We start from the raw sequence: 18,312 nt of genomic DNA, 5'->3' as shown, positions 1-18,312 counted from the left end.
GGCTGGAACGCCCTGAACTATCTCTGACCTCGGTAGACCGGTCAGCTCTTCCCGGTCCCTTGGTCTTCGACAGCTCCGGCCGGCGGCGTTTCGACCACGAAGTCCTTGTCATGCTCACTGAAGTCGATGCGCATGGAGAACTTCGCATTCTCGTCGTCCGGATCGAATACCAGAGTGACAGGCCGACCCTCGTCGTCCGTCCAGAAGTACACTTCCAGGAACTCCGGCAGCTCAGCCTTCCCCATCTCAGCGACACCAACGAACGACTCACCCAGTGCGCTACTAGGGAGCTTCACTCGATACCTGGGACCGACGGGAGCAGCTTTCCACGGATCGTCGTCCTCGTAGACGGCGCTCTCGACACCCTCTGCAATGTCCTCCACCAGGCCCAACGGGTAGACGAACCCGTCACGCAACCCGAGCCCCTCGACGTCGGCAGACCTGACCCACGTCCCCTCGCTTCCGTAATCGGCCAGATTGAGGTAGGCATCACCACGACCGGGGAGCCTGACTTCGATCGTCTTTGCACCGATGCCGTGGCCGGCGATGCTCCACGCTGCTTGCGAGGAAGTGCGAGATCCGGTTCTGCTGTCAGCCTCGACATCGATCTTGACCATGTCTGACGTCGTGCCGGCCGTCATCGAAAGCTCCATGTGGGTCGACTCGATCCGGTCCAGCGAGGCGGTGATGACATCACCAGAAACCTCGGCCCCCGGGCTCGGCACAGCGTACGGAGACGCGGCCATGTCGACGACCGGGTTCGTGGTTCCCTGGCCGCATCCTGTCAGGAATGCAGCGTAGGAAGGTACGAGCACAAGCATCGTCAGCTTGCGCACCGACCAGCATGAGGGGTTCACCTACGGACCTTTCTGACGAACCGGCGAGTCCCGGCTGAGAGGGCCGAATGGTCGCACACCACCGTCTGATGTTCTCGCTGAGTGTCTGAACCGTTGTCCGGCCAGCACCTCACCCCGAACGGCGTGCCCGGATCGCGTAGAGCAACGGGATCCGGGGCGCCTGCTCGGGCAGCCTGAACCATCCGTCCTCCCCCGCCACCATCGACGGGAAGCGGGGCCACGGCAGCCGCGCATCCTCGCGGACGACCTCGATCCGCAGGCCCGCGCCGGCGAGGGCGGTGACGACCTCGCCGACCCCGTGGCGCCATTCGTACGCCGTCGTGGCCCTGCTCAGCGCCGGGCCGTCGGTGTAGGTGTGGGTCGAGTCCTTGGTGATCGCGCCCCGGCCCGAGAGGTAGTCGTGGCGCAGCTCGAGGGAGTCCTCCAGCCCCGGCTCCGGCACCTCGCCCAGAGCGTCCAGGAGCGGATGGAACTCGGCCAGGTAGACAAACCCGCCGGGCTTGAGCAGATCGTGGACGACCCGCGCCCACAGGTCGATGTCGGGTAGGTAGCAGACCGCGCCCTTGCCGGTGTAGACGACGTCGAACCGGCCGGCGCCCAGGACCTCGACGGCGTCGTGGACGTCGGCCTCGTGGTAGTCGACGGCCAGCCCGCGCTCGGCGGCGATCCGGCGCGCTGCGGCCACCGCCTCGGCCGAGATGTCCAGTCCGTACGTCACCGCACCCCGCTGCGCGAACGCCACGGTCTCGGTGCCGAGATGACACTGCAGATGCACGACCTCGCGGCCGACGAGGTCGCCGAGGTCGGTCCACTCGTAGTCGGCGAACCACGACTCGGCCGGCCGGGACCCGTCGATGCCGTAGAACGCGCTGGCGACGTGGACGGGTGTCCGGGCGTCCCAGTTGGCTCGGTTGGCCTCGATCTGGCGGGTGCTTTCGGCGTCGAGAGTCATGCGACCACAGTGCCACGAACGATGCAGGGCCGGTCCCCGTTCGGGGACCGGCCCTGCTGCGTACGAACTGGCTGTCAGCCGGCCATGCTCGGCATGTCGGTGACCTGGTCCGCCGGCGGCGCCTCGATGGTCACGTCCTCGCCGTGCTTGGAGAGCACCATCTCGACGGTGCCCATGTCGCCCATGCCGACCTCGGCCTTGCGGAGCAGGCCGTCGCCGTCGACCCAGATGTCCTGGTCGATCGTCTCGGGCAGGCCGCTGGTGCTGTCGGAGCCGAGGCTCTTGGCGAGCCCGGCGGAGTCCACGGTGAAGCTGTAGTGCTTGGTGTCGACGCCGTCGACCGTCTCCTCGCCCTCGAACTTGGAGGACTTGATCGACTCCTCCATGCCTTCGAAGAACGCGAGCGGGTTGCTCATCGACTCCAGGCTGGTGCCGCCCATCTTGGCGAGATCATCGGCGCTCGCGGTCATCCACGAGTCGCCCATCATGCCCTTGATGTAGATCTTCTCGTCGACAAGGATCGTCTCCAGATCCATGTTCATCGAGCCGCCACTCATCTTCATGGTGGAGTGCTGCGCCGGCGGCTCCTTCTGGATGTCGCCCTCGCCGGTCATCGAGACCGTCTGACCCGACGCCTTCGCCTCCATCTTCGTGGTGAAGTGGGCGGTGTCGATGTCGGTCGCCTTCTTCATCACCTCGGTCATCTCCTCGGCCGAGACCGAGTCACCCTCGCTGGCGCCGCCGGCCCCACCACCGCCGCCGCAGGCCACCAGGCCCGAGAGCGATACGGCCAGCACGCCTGCCACAGCAGCACGGCGCCAGAGGCCACGCGGCCCGAGAGTACGGTTGAGCGTCATTGAGCTTCCCTTCGTGTTTGCCGCTGCTTGCGGCTGACCGGTCCAACCTACCCCTGGACGCCTATCAACCCACCCGGCGAAACACGTGTCGATAGGTCTGAAGCGTGACGGTCGCGGTGCCGGCCGCCAGGTCGTGCAGCCCGCGCCTGTCGGGGCGGAAGACGAGCGGCGGAACGACGAGGACGACCAGGATCTGACGGGCGATGCTCCGCAGCGGATCGAGCGGGCGCACGTCCGGCTCCCCCGGAGACACCCGCACCGTACGCAGTCGCGTGACGAGCTTGCCGAAGGAGCCTCCACCGAGCGTCGTGAAGACCGCCGTCTGCACGATGAAGACGACCAGGATCCACAGGTTGTCGGTCGGCCGTGGGTCGACACCGGCGAGGAGCGACCCGAACGGCAGCGCCCGTACGCCGAGGAAGACCGACGCCACCAGCGACGACGCGAGCCAGTCGATGAAGAGCGCCAGGACGCGCCTGCCCCAGCTCGCGGTGTCATAGGGCAGAGTGGGCGTCGCAGGAGTGGCGGAACTGGTCACGTCGGTAAGCCTAGGCGGCGACGTCTTGAGGAGTGAGATCCGGGATGGTTGCCGATCAAATCACACAACCTGTTACACGCCTGAAACATTTGCGACACTCCTGTGCAACCGTCCCTTCGTAATTTGCGTGGCACGGTCGGATCCATGAGGGTCCGGCCTCGATCGCGAGAGACCTATCTGGCTCTGCCCGACCGGGTGAGCCAAGGAGGATTGATGTTCAGCACTGACGACGAGCTCTTGAAGTTCATCTCTGACGAGGGGGTCGAGTTCGTCGACATCCGTTTCGTCGACCTGCCTGGCGTCCAGCAGCACTTCACGGTGCCGGTGTCGTCGTTCAACCTGGAGCCGATGGCCTTCGACGGTTCGTCGATCCGTGGTTTCCAGACGATCCACGAGTCCGACATGGCGCTCTACCCGGACGTCACGACTGCGTACATCGACCCGTTCCGCACCGCGAAGACCCTCGCGCTGATGTACTTCGTGCACGACCCGATCACCGGGGAGGCCTACTCTCGCGACCCGCGCAACATCGCGCGCAAGGCCCTGGCGTACCTCGCCTCGACCGGCATCGGCGACACCGCCTTCTTCGCCCCCGAGGCCGAGTTCTTCATCTTCGACAAGGTCGCCTACAACACCTCCGAGGGCGAGTCGTTCTACAAGATCGACTCCGTCGAGGCCTGGTGGAACTCGGGCGCCGACAAGAACCCCGACGGCTCGAACAACCTGGGCTACAAGACGCGCTACAAGGGCGGCTACTTCCCGGTCTCCCCCACCGACCACTTCGCCGACCTGCGCGACACGATGGTCAAGAACCTCGAGGCGTCGGGCCTGCTCGTCGAGCGCGCCCACCACGAGGTCGGCACCGCCGGCCAGGCCGAGATCAACTACAAGTTCGACACGCTGCTCAAGGCTGCCGACGATGTCATGAAGTTCAAGTACATCGTCAAGAACACCGCCTGGGAGGCCGGCAAGACAGTCACCTTCATGCCGAAGCCCGTCTTCGGTGACAACGGCTCGGGCATGCACGTCCACCAGTCGATCTGGAACGCCGGCGAGCCGCTGTTCTACGACGAGACCGGCTACGGCGGCCTCTCCGACATGGCCCGCTGGTACATCGGCGGCGTCCTCAAGCACGCCCCCGCGGTGCTCGCGTTCACCAACCCGACCGTGAACTCCTACCACCGCCTGGTGCCGGGCTTCGAGGCTCCGATCTCGCTGGTCTACTCCTCGCGCAACCGCTCCGCCGCGGTCCGCATCCCGATCACCGGCACCAACCCGAAGGCCAAGCGCGTCGAGACCCGGTTCCCGGACCCGTCCTCGAACCCGTACCTCGCCTTCTCGGCCCTGCTCCTGGCCGGCATCGACGGTATCCAGAACAAGATCGAGCCGCCGGCTCCGATCGACAAGGACATCTACGAGCTTCCGCCGGACGAGATGGCCGAGATCAACCAGGTGCCGACCTCCCTCGGCGCCGTCCTGTCGGCCCTGGAGAACGACCACGACTTCCTCACCGTGGGCGACGTCTTCACCCCCGACCTGATCGAGACCTGGATCGACTACAAGACCAACGACGAGATCCTCCCGATCCAGGTGCGCCCGCACCCGCACGAGTTCGAGCTCTACTACGACATCTAGGCCACAGAGCTCTGACCCGACCTGAGCCCCTCTTCCGTTTCATCGGGAGAGGGGCTCAGTCGCGTTGTTCGTCGAGCGCCTCGCGCGCCGCGTAGCCGCCACAGCGAGAAGTACCCATCGGCTAGCTCGAATATGGGCGAGCCAGCGCAACACATGTTCTCGTTGGCGCGTCTTGAAGACACACATCGCCCGGACTCGGAGGGTTCACATGAAGCAGCTCGTCGTCTTCTTTCTCATCGGCGCGCTCACGCCCGTGTTGGGGCCGGTCCTCAGCGCGCAGGCACTGCCGCCCGACCTCGTCTGCAACGGCAGCTACCACCACCGCACGTTCCGGCACGTAGTCATCCCGGACGACGCCCGCTGCGTGATCACCGATTCCAGGATCACCGGCAATGTTCGCACCACGGGTGCACCGACGGTGGTCAGCATCACCGACACGCACATCGGCCGGAACATCCACGTCCGCAATGTCGTCCAGCGCGTCACCATCGGGGCCGCGGGGTGCCGCGTGGACCCTGTGGCCGGGCGAAACCTCATGGTCCGTAACTCCCGCAACGTGGCGATCTGCGAGATGTCGATCGCCAACAATCTGGTGGTACGCAACAACCGGGGCACCTTGATGGTCCGGGACAACAAGGCGTGCAACAACCTCCGCGTCGTCCGCAATGACGTGCGGTCCATGCGAGTGGTCAGGAACTCCTACGCCGGCAACTTCTCGGTTGCCCGCAACACCTGGGTCGACCGCAGGATCGTGAGGGACAACGTGGGGCTGCGTCAGAACCCCTCGGCATGCCGTCGGGCTGGATGAGTGCTTTGGCCCTTCGCTTGAGGCGACATCTGAGAACGACGCCGACGGCGCAGCCCCGGACGAGGCAGCTCAGGCGACGCGGTCGATCGGGTTGTTGGTGAAGCGCTCAGAGAGGCGGACGCTTCGTTCGAGCTTGGCGAATGATCCCTTGGGCTGACGCTGAGCCTCATCCAGGTAGGCGGCACGCATCTGGCGGGCGAAGTCCAGCCGTGGGTAGGCCCGCAGAATGCCGGTGAGCGCTTGCTCGTCGAGCTTCTTCATGCCGCGGCCGGCTACATCGATCTGGGCGCCCAGCTGCACGACCCGCGCAGTGGGGCTGCCGTCAGGGATGAGCCTGGTGTGCCGGAGGATCGCCCGCTCCACCAGCTTGATGTGCTCCCGATCCCATCCGCGCTCCCCCAGGAACCTCGCGGCGAGCTCGGCGCCGACCTCTCCGAAGTCCGCGTCTCCGCGGTGGGCGTCGGTCAGGCCGAGGTCGTGGATCATCGCTGCGACGAATCCCGCTTCGTGGTCGACGTCCTTCTTGACGAGGGCGGCCCCGAACAGGTAGGTCCGGTAGCTGTGGTTCACCAGAAATGCCGGCGCTGCGTCACGGGCGAGCGCTGCAGCAGCCTGTGCCGTCGGAGTATCAGGGGTGGTAGGTGACATCGCGTTCCTTCCTCAGGGTGGAGAACCGATCGTCACCCAGCCGTACGATGTCTGCAATGACCTTCCTATCTCAGATTCGGACATGCCGGCCGGTCCTCGCCGGCCAGCAACGAAAGGCCGCTGCAGGTGAGTGACCGACGCAGCGCTGGGAAGCGCGTCGTGGCGATCGCCGTCTTCGACGGGGTCGAGATGCTCGATGTGGCAGGGCCCGTCCAGGTATTCAGCACCGCGTCACGAACAACGGAAGCCGTCGATTACGACGTGGTGATCGTTGCCGCCGAGCCCGGGCCGGTGCGAACGTCGAGCGGTGTGCCGCTCATCGCTGAGCGCGGCTGGGGTCAGCTCGGGGCCGACACCCACACGCTGGTGGTTCCCGGCGGCCTCCGCGATGACGGCCGAGGGCCACTGGTCGACCAGAAGCTCGTCGAATGGCTGCGCTCCGGTGCGCCGATGCCCGGTCGCGTCGTATCCGTCTGCACCGGCGCGCACACGCTCGCCGCCGCCGGACTGCTCGCCGGACGGTCGGCCACCACACACTGGTCGACCGCCGACCTGCTCGCCGCCGAGCATCCCGACATCACGGTCGCTTCCGATGCCATCTTCGTCAACGACGGGCCGGTGTGGACGTCAGCCGGCGTCTCCGCCGGTATCGATCTCGCTCTCGCACTCGTCGCCGCCGACAACGGCGAAGCGGTCGCGCGGCTTGTCGCACAATGGCTCGTGGTCCACCTGCGACGCACGGGCGGCCAGCACCAGTTCAGCGCACTGCTCGGACCCAGGCGGTCGACCTCCGAGCGCATAGCGCAGCTGCTCGCCTGGATTCCCGAGCACCTCCGTGGTGACCTGTCCGTCGACGCGCTCGCCATGCGCATCAACGTCAGCCCTCGTCACCTGTCCCGCCTGCTCCGCGACGAGCTCGACACCACGCCGGCCGCCCTCGTGGAACGTATGCGGGTCCAGGCCGCCGTCGACCAGCTCCTGCACACCGACGCCCCGATCGCTACGGTCGCGACGCAGGCTGGATTCGGCTCCGTCGCATCCCTGCACCGCGCTTTCGCCCGGGTCTACAAGGTCACCCCAGGGCAGTATCGTCGCCAGTTCTCCACCCGCGTCGACCTCGACGAGAGCACCGCGCGCTAGCGCCCTCTGCCCGGCACCGCAACCGACGGCCGCTCCACCCGTGTCCGCGTCATCTGGTCAACAACCGGGCAACATCGCCTGCCCGGAGCGCGGGGGTCGCATAGCCTCGGCCGGTGCCAATCTTCGCGACCCTGGCCGGCGCATCTCGGGCACGCCGCTCCACCCTCGTCCTCGTTCTCCCCCTCGTCGCCGCTGTCGCAGTAGCGGCGGCTGTCGTCATGGTCAGCCCCGGCAACGCCGCCACCGCCACGACGATCAAGCGGTGGGAGACCCGGCTGGCCGGCCTCGGCTGCAACGTCGGCCGCGTCGACGGGCGCGTGGACGACCACACCCGCACGGCCGTCGTACGCTTCCAGACCCGCCACCGCCTGAGCCCGAGCGGTCGCTTCACGACCACCACGCGGACACGGCTGATGTCGGCGACGGCGAAGCAGTGTGACGTACGGCCGGTGCCGGCGAGCACGGGGACCGGACGCCGCATCGTGATCAGCCAGCGTCAGGACTGGGTCTGGTTGGTGCGCGCCGACGGGTCCATCCGCGCGCAGGGCGGGATGATCGACGCGGAATGGCTGGACAAGCAGTGGTACAGAACCGGCTCCTACTGCGGCCGACCGGCACGCGGCAACCCGCGTACGAACTACAGCGGCACGCAGTGGCTCTACCACTTCGTCCGGTTCGCGCCCTGCGGCGTTGCCTTCCACCGGGTGCCGGTGAGCATGCGGACGGGTCGTCAGATCCACCCGAACTGGTATCTCGGCACCGACGAGAAGACCTCCGACGGCTGCATCCGCCTCAGCGCCACGATGGCGGCCGAGGTCTGGGACTTCACGAAGGTCAAGACCCGCGTACGCGTGGTGTGAGCCCAGGCCCCTCCCCGACGTCACTCACAAGGCCGTCGTAGGGCTGTCAGCCGAATAGAGCCACTCCGTCAGGACACAGGGTCGGCGCACGCGCCGACCGAGCAGTAGGTCAGCCATACTGGACCTCATGACCGGCGTCGAGCGGGGTGTGCTTTGACCGGTGCGCTCATCTGGGGACTTGTCGCCAGCTCCTCGCTGATCTTGGGCGGCGGGCTCGCCTACGTGGTCACACTGCCCCGGCGGGCAGTCGGGATCATCATGGCCTTCGGTGCCGGGGTGTTGATGAGCGCCATCGCCTACGAGCTCGTCGAGGTGGCCTTCGAGACAGCACACGGCACGGGCGCGCTCGCGATCGGGCTGCTTGCCGGCTCGTTGACGTTCTTCGGGGGCGACTGGTTGATCGATCGACTCGGGGGCGACGGCCGTAAGAGCACCTCGGGGATGCAGGCCACCGGTGTCGGCCTCGCGATCGTGCTGGGCATCGTGCTCGATGGGATCCCGGAGTCGATGACGCTCGGGCTCACCGTACTCTCGGAAGGCACGGTGAGCCTCGCGCTGCTCGCCGCCGTCTTCCTGTCCAACCTGCCCGAGGCGATCGCCGCCACCGTCGGCCTGTCGCAGGCAGGCTGGTCGCGCGCTCAGGTGATGGGGCTCTGGGTGCTCGTCACCGTGGTCAGCGGCATCGCCGCGCAGGTGGGCGCGACCGCGTTCGCCGACGCATCCGACACGGCGGTCGCCTTCGTGCTCGCCTTCGCGGCGGGGGCGATCCTGACCATGCTGGCGGACACGATGATGCCGGAGGCGTTCGAGCACGGTGGCAAGGTGGTCGGTCTCGTGACGACGGTGGGCTTCGCGGTGGCCTTCGCGATCAGTGCCCTGGAGTGACCAGGTGAGCGAGCGCCAGGAGCGAGCCACCCGAGTGCGCCAGGTGCCGCACTGCTGGATGGCCCGGTGACCTCGCCACGACGGTCTTATCCGCCGGTCTCGTCGAGTCGCTGCGTGAGGGTGGCTCTGATCTCGAGGTCGGCGTTGCCGACGACGGCGATGGCCTGCTGCCAGGCGCCGCGGGCGCGCGAGCGGTCGCCGAGGTCCTCGGACAGGTCGCCTGCTTGCAGACCGCTGCGGGCAGCGCTGACATGGTCGCCGAGGGCCTCGTACTGTTCCGCTGCCCGCTCGGCCGCCGCGAGCGCGTTCTCGAGCCGGCCGAGCCGCTGGTAGGCCAGCGCGAGGCTGTCCCAGGTGTCGGCCTCGCCCGGGAGGTCGCCACTGGCCTGCGCGTGCTCGAGCGCGTCCAGGCAGGTGGCGAGTGCCCGGTCGAGGTCGCCGAGGTGAACGAGATACCAGCCCATGGAGTTCATCGCGCGGCCCAGGCCGGCCTCGTCGCCGGTGCCGGTGAACAGCTCCAGGAGCTTCTCCATCCTGGTCACCGCCTCGGCGAACCGGCCTTCCCGGGCACAGGTCCAGGTGTCGTTGCGCAGCACGTACGACCGACCGACGTCGTCGCCGATCCGCTCGAAGCCCTCGGAGGCGAGAGCGAAGTGCTCGTGGGCGCGGTCGTACTCCCCCAGTCGCGCGAGTGCCTGACCTGCGAGCCGGTGACACTGAGCCACCCCAGCGCGGTCGCCCTCGGCGGTCAGGACGACGACCGCGTGCTCGGCGAGATTCACCCATGGCCACCACAGGGCCGCTCGTCGGTCGGCGTAGTCGACCAGGCACCACACCAGCCGCCAGCCGTACGCCGGATACCCCGTCGTCAGGGCGACCCAGGCGACCTCCAGCAGGCTCTCGTGCATCGCGGTGAACCAGGCCAGTGCCTCGTCATAGCTGGTGACCCGGTCGAGGACCACCTGGTCGACCATCGGCAGCAGCGAGATCGGGTATTGCTGCGGGTCCATCAGCATCGACGCCTCGCGAGCCGTGGCCAGGTAGTGCCCGAGCAGCCCGAGCGCCGCGCGCCGCTTCGCCTCCGGCGACTCCGAGGCGCGGAGCAGGTCCACGGCGAGCAATCGGACCAGGTCGTGCTGGACATAGCGCTGCGGCCGACGCTCCTCGACCAGGCTGGCCGCCGCCAGCCGGGCCATCGTCGAGCTCGCCTCGGTCAGCGTCACACCGGCGAGGCTGGCCGTCGCCGCGAGCGAGATCTCCGCCACCCGGTGCAGGCCGAGCAACCGGAAGACACGGGCATCCTCGGGCCCCAGCGCGAGATAGGAGGAGCGGATGGCCGCGCGTACGCTGCTGTGCTCATCCGGCCCGCTCAGATTGTCGAGACGGCCGCTCTCGGGCCGCAGCTCGTCGGCCAGTTCGGAGAGCCGGAAGGCCGGGTTGGTGGCCGCTCTGGCGGCGACCAGACTCAGTGCCATCGGCAGTCGGTCGCAGGCCTCGACGATCTCAGCGACCGCACCGTCCTCGGCCCCGACCCGGCGCGCGCCCAGCCGGCGTCTGAGCAGATCACGAGCCTCATCACCGCTCAGCGGGCCCAGCCGCACCGTCGAGGCACCCTCCCGGGAGACCACGCCGAAGAGCTGGTCCCGACTGGTCACCAGAGCCGCGGCAGTACGTGGCGGAAGCAGCGGTCGGACCTGATCGGCGTCACGCGCGTTGTCGAGCACCACGAGCAGGCGCCGCTCGGCGATCGTCGAGCGGTAGAGCGTGAGCTGGCGGTGCACGTCGCTGGGCACCTGCTGGGCATCGACGCCGAGCTCGGCCAGCACCAGCCGCAGCGCCTCGCCGAGCGCCATCGGCCGACGGTTGGGATCGAAGCCGCGGAGGTCGATGTAGACGACGCCGTCGGGGAACTTGTCGAAATGCAGATGCGCCCAGTGCAGCACCAACGCGGTCTTGCCGACCCCTGCGGCGCCCGAGACCACGACGACCGGCGCCTGCTCCCCGGAGGCGATCAGCTCGTCGATACCCGCCAGCGCATCGGTGCGGCCCACGAAGGTCGAGGGTGCCGACGGTGGGACCGGCCTGGTCGCCGCCCCGGAGCGGGGGCCGGCGGCCGCGGGGTCCTCGGGCTCGCCGAGCAGATCGGTGAAGACCGCGCTCAGCTCCGCCCCCGGGCCGATCCCGAGCTCGTCGGCGAGCGAGCGGCGTACGTCCTCGTACGCAGCCAGTGCCTCCGCCCGGCGGCCGGTCAGATCCAGCAACCTCAGATGCCTGACCCAGAGCGACTCTCGCAGTGGGTGGTGCTCGAGAGCGGCACGGATCCGCTGAGTCAGCTCGGTGATCTCGATCGGATCGGGGAACGGAGTTCCGACCACGGACAGGTCAGCGACCCGTTCCAGGGCGGACAGGTAGCGGTCGGCCAGAGCCGGTACCTCGGCGGCGTAGAGGTCGTCGGAGTCGACGCCTGTGAAGGCGACGCCTCGCCAGAGCCGGACCGCGGACCACAGCTTCTCCGCACACGAAGGATCGCTGGGTTCGGCCTCCGCCAACCTACGGAACCTGGCCACGTCGACCTGCTCCGCAGTCACCTTCAGCACGTAGCCGCCCGCGCTGAAACCGATCGACTCAGGTGGCAGCCGGCTGCGCAGGCGGCGTACGACCGTGTGGACCGAGGCGCGCACGTGCTGCGGCGGCTGAGCACCCCAGACCCGCTGAGCGAGCGTCTCGACGGTCACCGGCATACCGGGATCGATCGCAAGGACTGCAAGCAGCGCACGGCCACGACCACGGGGAAGCAGAACCGGTCGGCCCGCGACGGTGACCTCGAAGGACCCGAGAAGGCCGACCTGTAGGTCGGACGCAGTGCGGTCGACCACCACGCTCCTTCGCCATCGAGCCGATCCATCGTGACTGTAGCCAGCCGTGGTCAGAGCGCAACCACAATTTGGGGCTGAATAGGCGCGAACCGGGCCGCGGTGGTGAGTAATCTGGTCGACATGACCGGCCTACAGGGAGTCAATGCCACTGTTCGACCGTCCGGCACCGGGTGTGCGGAGTGCCTTGCGAGCGAAGCCGGGTGGTGGTTGCACCTTCGCAGATGTGCCGAGTGTGGGCACGTGGGCTGCTGCGACAGCTCGCCGGGGCAGCACGCGAGCCACCACTACCGCGAAACCGGCCACCGTTACATGCAGAGCTTCGAGCCCGGCGAGGAGTGGTTCTGGGACTTCGAGAACCAGGAGGCCGCTCGCGGGGTCGTTCTGGCGGGCCCCACCAGTCGACCGGAGTCTCAACCCTCACCGGCTCCGGCAGACCGTGTCCCCGAGGACTGGCAGCAGCACCTGCACTGAGTCCACTCCTGCCCACGGGCCTCAGCGTCGCGGCGGTTGCTGGTGGGCGTACGCCCACATCGCGATCTCGACGCGGTTGCGGGTGCCGAGCTTGGTCATCAGCGAGGCGACGTGGGTCTTGACCGTGCTCAGGCCGACGAAGAGCTCGGTGGCGATCTCGGCGTTGGTCCGGCCCCGTGCCACCAAGGCGAGCACCTCCTCCTCGCGCTCGGTGAGCGGGTCGATGGGCTGGGCCGGTGCCATCGGCGCTTGGCCGGCGAAGGTCGCCAGCAGCCGGCGGGTGACGTTGGGGGCGATCAGCGCGTCCCCGTCGGCCGCCGCATGGATGGCCTGCACGAGGAGCTCCGGCCCGGCGTCCTTGAGCAGGAAGCCGCGGGCGCCTGCGCGCAGGGCGCCCAGGACGTACTCGTCGAGGTCGAAGGTCGTGATCACCACGACAGCCATCGGGTCCCTCACGTCCGGCCCGGCCAGGCGCCGCGTCACCTCGACGCCGTCGAGCCCGGGCATCCGGATGTCGACGAGGAGGACGTCGGGACGCAGCCGGGTCGCCAGGTCGAGCGCTGCGAGCCCGTCTGCCGCCTCCCCCACGACCTCGAGGTCGGGTTGGGCACCGAGGATCATCACCAGCCCGGTCCGGACCAGGTCCTGGTCGTCGGCCACGACTACACGGATGGTCATGCCCGCACCTCGGCCGGCAGCACGGCCTCGACCACCCAGCCACCCTCGGGCCCCGGCCCCGCGGAGAGCGATCCGCCGAGGAGCTGGGCGCGTTCGGTCATGCCCAGCAGGCCGAACCCGGGCTCCGGGACCGGCTCCGGCTCGGTCTGTCCATCGTCGCTGACGCGCAGCCTGACGACGTCGCCCTCGCGGCGTACGTCGATCCCGACGCGGGTCGCGCCCCGGGCATGCCGTACCGCGTTGGTCAGCGACTCCTGCGCGAGCCGGTAGAGCGCGGCGTCCACCGGTCGCGCCAGCCGGGTCAACGACCCGACCAGCGAGACCTCGACGACGGGCTTCGCCTCGGCGTGCGCGAGCGCTGACAGGTCCGCGACACCCAGCTGCGGTGAGAAGGCGACGGCCTCCTCCTCACGCAGCACCCGCACCATGGATCTCATCTCCGCCAGGGTTCGCGACGCCTCGGACTCGATCGCGGCCAGGACCTCGACGGCCTTCTCCGGCTGGATGCCGGCGACAACGCCACCGGCCTGCGCCTGCACCGCGATCGCCGAGACATGGTGAGCCACGGTGTCGTGCAGCTCGCGCGCCAGCGCCACCCGCTCCTGAGTGCGGATCTCGCGCTGCTGGCGTTGCCAGAGAGCCGCGCGGTAGCGGAACACCGCCGCGAGGGCGACGACCAACAGCAGGAGGACGACGCCGCCGAAGAGGTCGGCCCAGCCCGCGGAGGAGACGTACATGCCCAGCGCGACGACGACCGTCACGAACGCCGTCCCCACGACGATCTCCCGTCCCGAGCCCCACCGCACCAGGGAGTAGAGCAGGATCAGGACGGCCATCATGGAGTAGAGGCCGAGGTCGCCGGCGCGCGCAGCCGGTTGGAGGACCGAGAGCAGCCCGGCGACGCCCCACCCGATCAGGACGGCCACCAGCGGCCGGCCCCGCCGCCCGAGCAGGGCGGGCACCAGGGTCAGAGCCAGCACCGTCACCAGGGGTCGCCAGGCCACGTCCGGCCGAACGATGCCCTCGACCACGACCGCGACCGCGAACGCACCCACCAGCAGCCGGTCGAGACGACCGATGGGTGGGGCGTCTGCGGGCCGCGGCTCGTGCCAGATGGAGCGCCGGACAGGTATCACGGCACCAGCCTAGGGATCGGCGAGCCGCTGCGTACCGACCGAAAGTACGAGAGGAAGACCGTTCCATCGGCCCGCGACTCCGGCCTCCGGTCCGATGTGCCCGCTGCCGGGGTCGGCGAGCGTGGACTCAACGATCCTCACCACCACAACGGAGCCCATGATGAGAACACCTCAGACCACCACCACGCTGGACGAGCAGCCGATCTCGGTGAGAGTCAAGCTCGCCGCAGCCTGGACGAGCTTGATGTTCCTGTACGCCTACGTCGACATCCTCAACTTCTTCACACCCGGCGTCATCGACGACATCCTCGCCGGCAAGGTCTTCGAGTTCGACCTCTCCCAGACCTTCTCGACCGCGGCCCTGACCCTCATGTCCGTCCCGATCCTCATGGTCCTGCTGTCCACGACCATGCCCGCCCCGGCAGCCCGCATCACCAACGTCGTCGTGGCCTCGCTCTACGTCCCCGTCACGGCGTTCAACCTGCTGGGCGAGTCCTGGCTGGCGTTCTACGGCCTCGGCGTCGTGCTGGAGCTGATCCTTCTCGCGTTCATCGTGCGGTACGCCTGGACCTGGCCGCGCGCCGTCTCGGCGACGGCTTCGGACCGCGAGTCCGTACGCACCCACCAGCGAGCGTGACTCCACGAGCGAGCCAGCCCGCTTCGGCGGGCTGGCTCGTCACGAGCTGCGAGCCAGCCCGAGGAAGTCGTCGGCGCGATCGACGAACAGGTACGCCTGCTGGGCGATCGCGGTCGCTCGGGCTCGTCCCGCGGCCTCGTGCACGGCATCCATCGGCTCCCCGAGCGCGCTTCTCAGCTTCGCGTGCATCAGCTGCACGAAGGCGGCGGCATAGCGTTGCCCGTGAGCCGCGATCGAGGAGTCAGCACGCCTGAGAGCGTCCGCCGCCTCCTGGACGCGCCCGCTCGCGAGATACATCTCGCTGAGCAGCGCCAGCCAGGTCGTCAGGCCGGATCGTGGCGGGTCGGCCAGGTTCGACTCGATGAGTTCCTCCGCCTGAGCCAGCGACCGATCGACGTTCCGGCCAGTGACCGCGTGGGCCCAGCACCGTCCCAGCCGCTGGTAGGCCCCGAGGAAGCGGAACGAGTACTCCGGATCCGCAGCGATCCCCCTCTCGGCTGCGCGAAGAGTCCATGACGGATCCGCCATCAGCGCCGCGGCCGTGACCGCGAACGCGGACCACACGGTCACGTCGTAGGAGTGGTTTCCGGCGTCGCTCTCGATCTGCCCGAACATGCCACGTGCCTCCTCGTCCTTGCCGTGCAGCGCGGTGTTGAGCGCGAGCATCGCCGGCGACAGCAGCTGCAGGTCGTGCCGCAGCTGATCCTGGTCCAGGGACTTCGCCCGTTCGGCGACGACGGCGTTCGACTCGCTGAGGTGCCGGTAGGCCGCACCGATGTTTCCGACGTCCCACTGGTGAATCCCCCAGGCGTGTCGTCCGTACGCCTGCACCACCGGATCCTCGGATCGTTCGCTGTCCGCGAGGAGCCGGTGAGCGAGCTGACCACTGCGGTCGAGCTGGATGGCTTGGGAGTGAGCGGCCCAGTGGGAGAAGAGGAAGTCGGCGGCCTCTCGCTCCCGGCCGAGACCTCGGGCGGCCCGCTCGGCGCGTTCGAGCAGCTCGAAGGTCGCGTCGGCGCTGCCCATGTAGCCCGTCTGCATCCCGATGACCGCCACGAGCTGTGACAGCGCGGACAGCTCGAGCTCGAGCAGACCGGCCGAGTGCGCGATGTCGGCAGCAGCCTCGAGATGCGGGACGGCTGCGTCGAAGGCGGACTGGGCAACCGCTCTGCGACCGCCGCGGACGAGCGCGGTCGTGGTTCGTGTCGGGTCCGCGAAGGGCCCGGCGAGCCATAGGTGGTGGGCGAGTCGCTCGGTGACCGCCTCGTCGTCTCCGTGGATCCCCTCCAACGCATCGGCGATCTGCAGGTGCAACCGACCGGTCGCGAGCAGCCGCGAGGTCGTCTGGTGCACCGCCTCACGCACCAGGTCATGCACGAACCGCACGGAGAGCGGTCGGTCCTCGGCCGGCTCCAGCAAGCCCTGCGAGTCGGCGGTGGCGAGCAGCGCCGAGCAGGCCGACATCCCGACTCCGGCGGCACGAGCGAGCAGACGGACGTCCACCTCCCGCCCGATGAGCGCCGCGATCTCCACGAGCCTCCTCGTCTGGTGGTCGAGGCCGGCGAGACGGTCTCGCACGATGTCGCGCACCGTGGACGGGACACCGGTGCGGGCCAGGGCGTCCTCACCGGCCGTGGCATCCAGATCGCTGTCGGCGAGGAGGCGGGCGAGCTCACGTACGAAGAACGGGTTGCCCTCGGTGCGCGCCTGGATGCAGCGAGCGACGTACGGACTCGGTGCCCGTCCCGTCTCGCGCCGGACGAGCTCGCCCACCTCGGTGGGCTGGAGCGGGCCGATCCGGATGCGCTGGTGATGGGGCAGGCGCCCGACCGCCGCGAGCATGCCGCCGAGCCCGTCGCCCGGGGCGGGAGCCCGATCGCGGAGGAGGCCGGCGAGGACGACGCCAGCCGGCTGCTGGGTCGCCACGTGCCGGAACAGCTGCAGCGACGCGGCATCAGCCCATTGCAGGTCGTCGATGACCAGCACGACCGGACGCTCGGTGGCCGCTCTCCTGATGAGGTCGACGGCCTGCTCGAAGAGACGGAACTGAGCACCGCTGTCGGGTAGCACCGCGCCACCGAGGAGGTTGTCCGGGCGCGGGTCGATGAGGCGTCGGATCTCGCCGCTGGCCAGGCCTGCGCGGACGGGCTCCGGCTGGCTCGCCAACAGGTCGGAGATGAGACGGGTCCATGGCCACAGCGCCGGGGTGCCCTCGTGGTTCAAGGACCGTCCCCACACGACGAGCGCGCCCCGGCGCTCTGCGTCCTGGCCGAACTCGGCGAAGAGAGACGTCTTGCCCGCCCCTGGTTCGCCTTCGGCCATGATCAGGGCCGCGTTCCCCGCCACCGCCGACTCGAGCGATCGAGCCAGCAGCGCGCGTTCCTCGCCACGGCCGACGAGTGGTGCGCTCCCACCCTGCTCGCTCTGGTGGTCGCTGCGGGCGCGGGAGTGCTGCACGACGCGGGTTCGGGCGGCCTGCAGCGCCTCGCCGGGGGTCACCCCGAGGTCGTCGGCCAGCCGTGCCCGGACGGTCTCGAAGACGGAGAGTGCTTCGGCCTGCTTGCCGGCGATGGCGAGGGCCGTCATCAGGCCGGCCTGTACGGGCTCGTTCAGCGGCGCCATCCAGGCGGCCAGGCGCAGCGGCTGAAGGATCCGGGTCGAGGGCCGCCGGGTCCGGGCCAGCTCCCCCACCGCGACGCAGGCGTCGAAGAACTCCTCGTTGATGCTCGCGAACAGTGGTGAGGTGGTCACGCTCGGCCCGAGACCGTCGCCGGCCGGGCCGTGCCAGAGACCGAGTGCGTGGGCGTACTCGTCGACGGCCTCGTCGTGACGGCCTGAGGCAAGGTGGGTCTTGGCGCTCTCGACATGCGACCTGAACTCGATCAGGTCCACCGTGGCGGTCCGTCCGACGAAGGCGTACCCGCCACCTCTGCGGGCGATGAAGCTCCCTGCCTCGCGTGCCGGAAGATCGGGTTCGAGCATGCGGCGGATGGTCCCGACGTACTTCTGGACGGTGTTGACCGCCGACATCGGGACGTTCTCCTCCCAGAGGAGATCGACGAGCTCGGACATGCTCGTCGGTCGGCCGGCCCTCGCCAGGAGCAGGGCCAGCAGGTATCCCTGCTGCGGCGGACCGGTCTCCAGCTCGATGTCGTCGCGGTAGGCCCGCAACGGGCCGAGGAGCTGCAGGCGCACGGAGCTCCGCGGATCCGATCTCTCGGTGATCGAGGAGTCTTCCATCGTGGGTCCTAAGGGCGCAGGAGGTTGGCCCGCACCCCGACACGTACCGGGCCTCGGCATCAGCCTAGGCGTACGTCGAGCCCACCGCAGCCGT

General features: G+C 68.9%; 16 protein-coding genes. 7 read left to right on the top strand and 9 right to left on the bottom strand.

The window, feature by feature from the left end; genetic code table 11:
* Window positions 1–41 precede the first annotated feature (41 nt).
* The 4 genes from ACFU7D_RS09690 to ACFU7D_RS09675 form a co-directional block, all read right to left on the bottom strand.
* A complete protein-coding gene (locus tag ACFU7D_RS09690; protein WP_378866264.1) occupies window positions 42–836 on the bottom strand; it encodes a hypothetical protein in 795 nt (264 codons plus the stop codon).
* Window positions 837–966: 130 nt separating this feature from the next.
* The gene (locus ACFU7D_RS09685; protein ID WP_378866261.1) at window positions 967–1,809 is read right to left on the bottom strand and encodes a class I SAM-dependent methyltransferase; all 843 of its coding nucleotides are present in this window, start codon (window positions 1,807–1,809) and stop codon (window positions 967–969) included.
* Window positions 1,810–1,883: 74 nt separating this feature from the next.
* Complete coding sequence (locus tag ACFU7D_RS09680; RefSeq protein WP_378866258.1) at window positions 1,884–2,666, bottom strand: DUF6612 family protein; 783 nt, start codon at window positions 2,664–2,666, stop codon at window positions 1,884–1,886.
* Between the two features lie 64 nt (window positions 2,667–2,730).
* Window positions 2,731–3,204 (bottom strand): RDD family protein, encoded by a 474-nt coding sequence (locus ACFU7D_RS09675; protein ID WP_378729257.1) that lies wholly within the window; start codon window positions 3,202–3,204, stop codon window positions 2,731–2,733.
* A gap of 213 nt (window positions 3,205–3,417) precedes the next feature.
* Here ACFU7D_RS09675 and glnA point away from each other — a divergent pair, with 213 nt between their 5' ends.
* Together glnA and ACFU7D_RS09665 are read left to right on the top strand one after the other, a co-directional pair.
* The gene (gene glnA / locus ACFU7D_RS09670) at window positions 3,418–4,839 is read left to right on the top strand and encodes a type I glutamate--ammonia ligase (RefSeq protein ID WP_378866254.1); all 1,422 of its coding nucleotides are present in this window, start codon (window positions 3,418–3,420) and stop codon (window positions 4,837–4,839) included.
* Window positions 4,840–5,047: 208 nt separating this feature from the next.
* Window positions 5,048–5,647, top strand: a complete 600-nt coding sequence (locus ACFU7D_RS09665) for a hypothetical protein (RefSeq protein ID WP_378866251.1) — start codon at window positions 5,048–5,050, stop codon at window positions 5,645–5,647.
* Between the two features lie 69 nt (window positions 5,648–5,716).
* Here the strand turns inward: ACFU7D_RS09665 and ACFU7D_RS09660 are convergent, their stop codons facing one another.
* Window positions 5,717–6,295 carry an HD domain-containing protein gene (locus tag ACFU7D_RS09660; protein WP_378866248.1) on the bottom strand — a complete coding sequence of 193 codons (579 nt, stop codon included), beginning with the start codon at window positions 6,293–6,295 and terminating at the stop codon, window positions 5,717–5,719.
* 126 nt (window positions 6,296–6,421) lie between these two features.
* On the opposite strand from ACFU7D_RS09660, the gene ACFU7D_RS09655 reads away from it, so the two are divergent.
* The 3 genes from ACFU7D_RS09655 to ACFU7D_RS09645 all read left to right on the top strand — a co-directional run bounded on the left by ACFU7D_RS09655 (window position 6,422) and on the right by ACFU7D_RS09645 (window position 9,180).
* Complete coding sequence (locus ACFU7D_RS09655) at window positions 6,422–7,435, top strand: GlxA family transcriptional regulator (protein WP_378866245.1); 1,014 nt, start codon at window positions 6,422–6,424, stop codon at window positions 7,433–7,435.
* Window positions 7,436–7,548: 113 nt separating this feature from the next.
* Window positions 7,549–8,295, top strand: a complete 747-nt coding sequence (locus tag ACFU7D_RS09650) for a peptidoglycan-binding protein (protein WP_378866242.1) — start codon at window positions 7,549–7,551, stop codon at window positions 8,293–8,295.
* Window positions 8,296–8,448: 153 nt separating this feature from the next.
* A complete protein-coding gene (locus ACFU7D_RS09645) occupies window positions 8,449–9,180 on the top strand; it encodes a ZIP family metal transporter (protein ID WP_378866239.1) in 732 nt (243 codons plus the stop codon).
* 86 nt (window positions 9,181–9,266) lie between these two features.
* Here ACFU7D_RS09645 and ACFU7D_RS09640 read toward each other — a convergent pair whose 3' ends face one another.
* Complete coding sequence (locus ACFU7D_RS09640; RefSeq protein WP_378866236.1) at window positions 9,267–12,056, bottom strand: BTAD domain-containing putative transcriptional regulator; 2,790 nt, start codon at window positions 12,054–12,056, stop codon at window positions 9,267–9,269.
* A gap of 120 nt (window positions 12,057–12,176) precedes the next feature.
* Between ACFU7D_RS09640 and ACFU7D_RS09635 the strand changes: the two genes are divergently transcribed.
* Window positions 12,177–12,527, top strand: a complete 351-nt coding sequence (locus ACFU7D_RS09635; RefSeq protein ID WP_378729227.1) for a UBP-type zinc finger domain-containing protein — start codon at window positions 12,177–12,179, stop codon at window positions 12,525–12,527.
* Window positions 12,528–12,548: 21 nt separating this feature from the next.
* Here the strand turns inward: ACFU7D_RS09635 and ACFU7D_RS09630 are convergent, their stop codons facing one another.
* Together ACFU7D_RS09630 and ACFU7D_RS09625 are read right to left on the bottom strand one after the other, a co-directional pair.
* Entirely contained in the window at window positions 12,549–13,205 is a 657-nt protein-coding gene (locus ACFU7D_RS09630; RefSeq protein ID WP_378866233.1) for a response regulator, read from the bottom strand.
* Window positions 13,202–14,341, bottom strand: coding sequence for a sensor histidine kinase (locus tag ACFU7D_RS09625; RefSeq protein ID WP_378866230.1), 1,140 nt, complete (start codon window positions 14,339–14,341; stop codon window positions 13,202–13,204). The genes ACFU7D_RS09630 and ACFU7D_RS09625 overlap by 4 nt, the downstream gene beginning before the upstream one ends.
* Window positions 14,342–14,501: 160 nt before the next feature.
* Here ACFU7D_RS09625 and ACFU7D_RS09620 point away from each other — a divergent pair, with 160 nt between their 5' ends.
* Complete coding sequence (locus tag ACFU7D_RS09620) at window positions 14,502–14,978, top strand: DUF6326 family protein (protein WP_378866227.1); 477 nt, start codon at window positions 14,502–14,504, stop codon at window positions 14,976–14,978.
* A 39-nt stretch (window positions 14,979–15,017) separates the two neighbouring features.
* On the opposite strand, the gene ACFU7D_RS09615 is transcribed toward ACFU7D_RS09620, so the two are convergent.
* Window positions 15,018–18,218 (bottom strand): BTAD domain-containing putative transcriptional regulator, encoded by a 3,201-nt coding sequence (locus ACFU7D_RS09615; RefSeq protein ID WP_378866224.1) that lies wholly within the window; start codon window positions 18,216–18,218, stop codon window positions 15,018–15,020.
* Window positions 18,219–18,312 lie beyond the last annotated feature (94 nt).

The organism is Nocardioides sp. NPDC057577 (genome assembly GCF_042801335.1).
Lineage (GTDB): Bacteria > Actinomycetota > Actinomycetes > Propionibacteriales > Nocardioidaceae > Nocardioides.
Note: the sequence above shows the minus strand (reverse complement) of the source record. Positions and strands in the feature narration are given on the sequence as shown.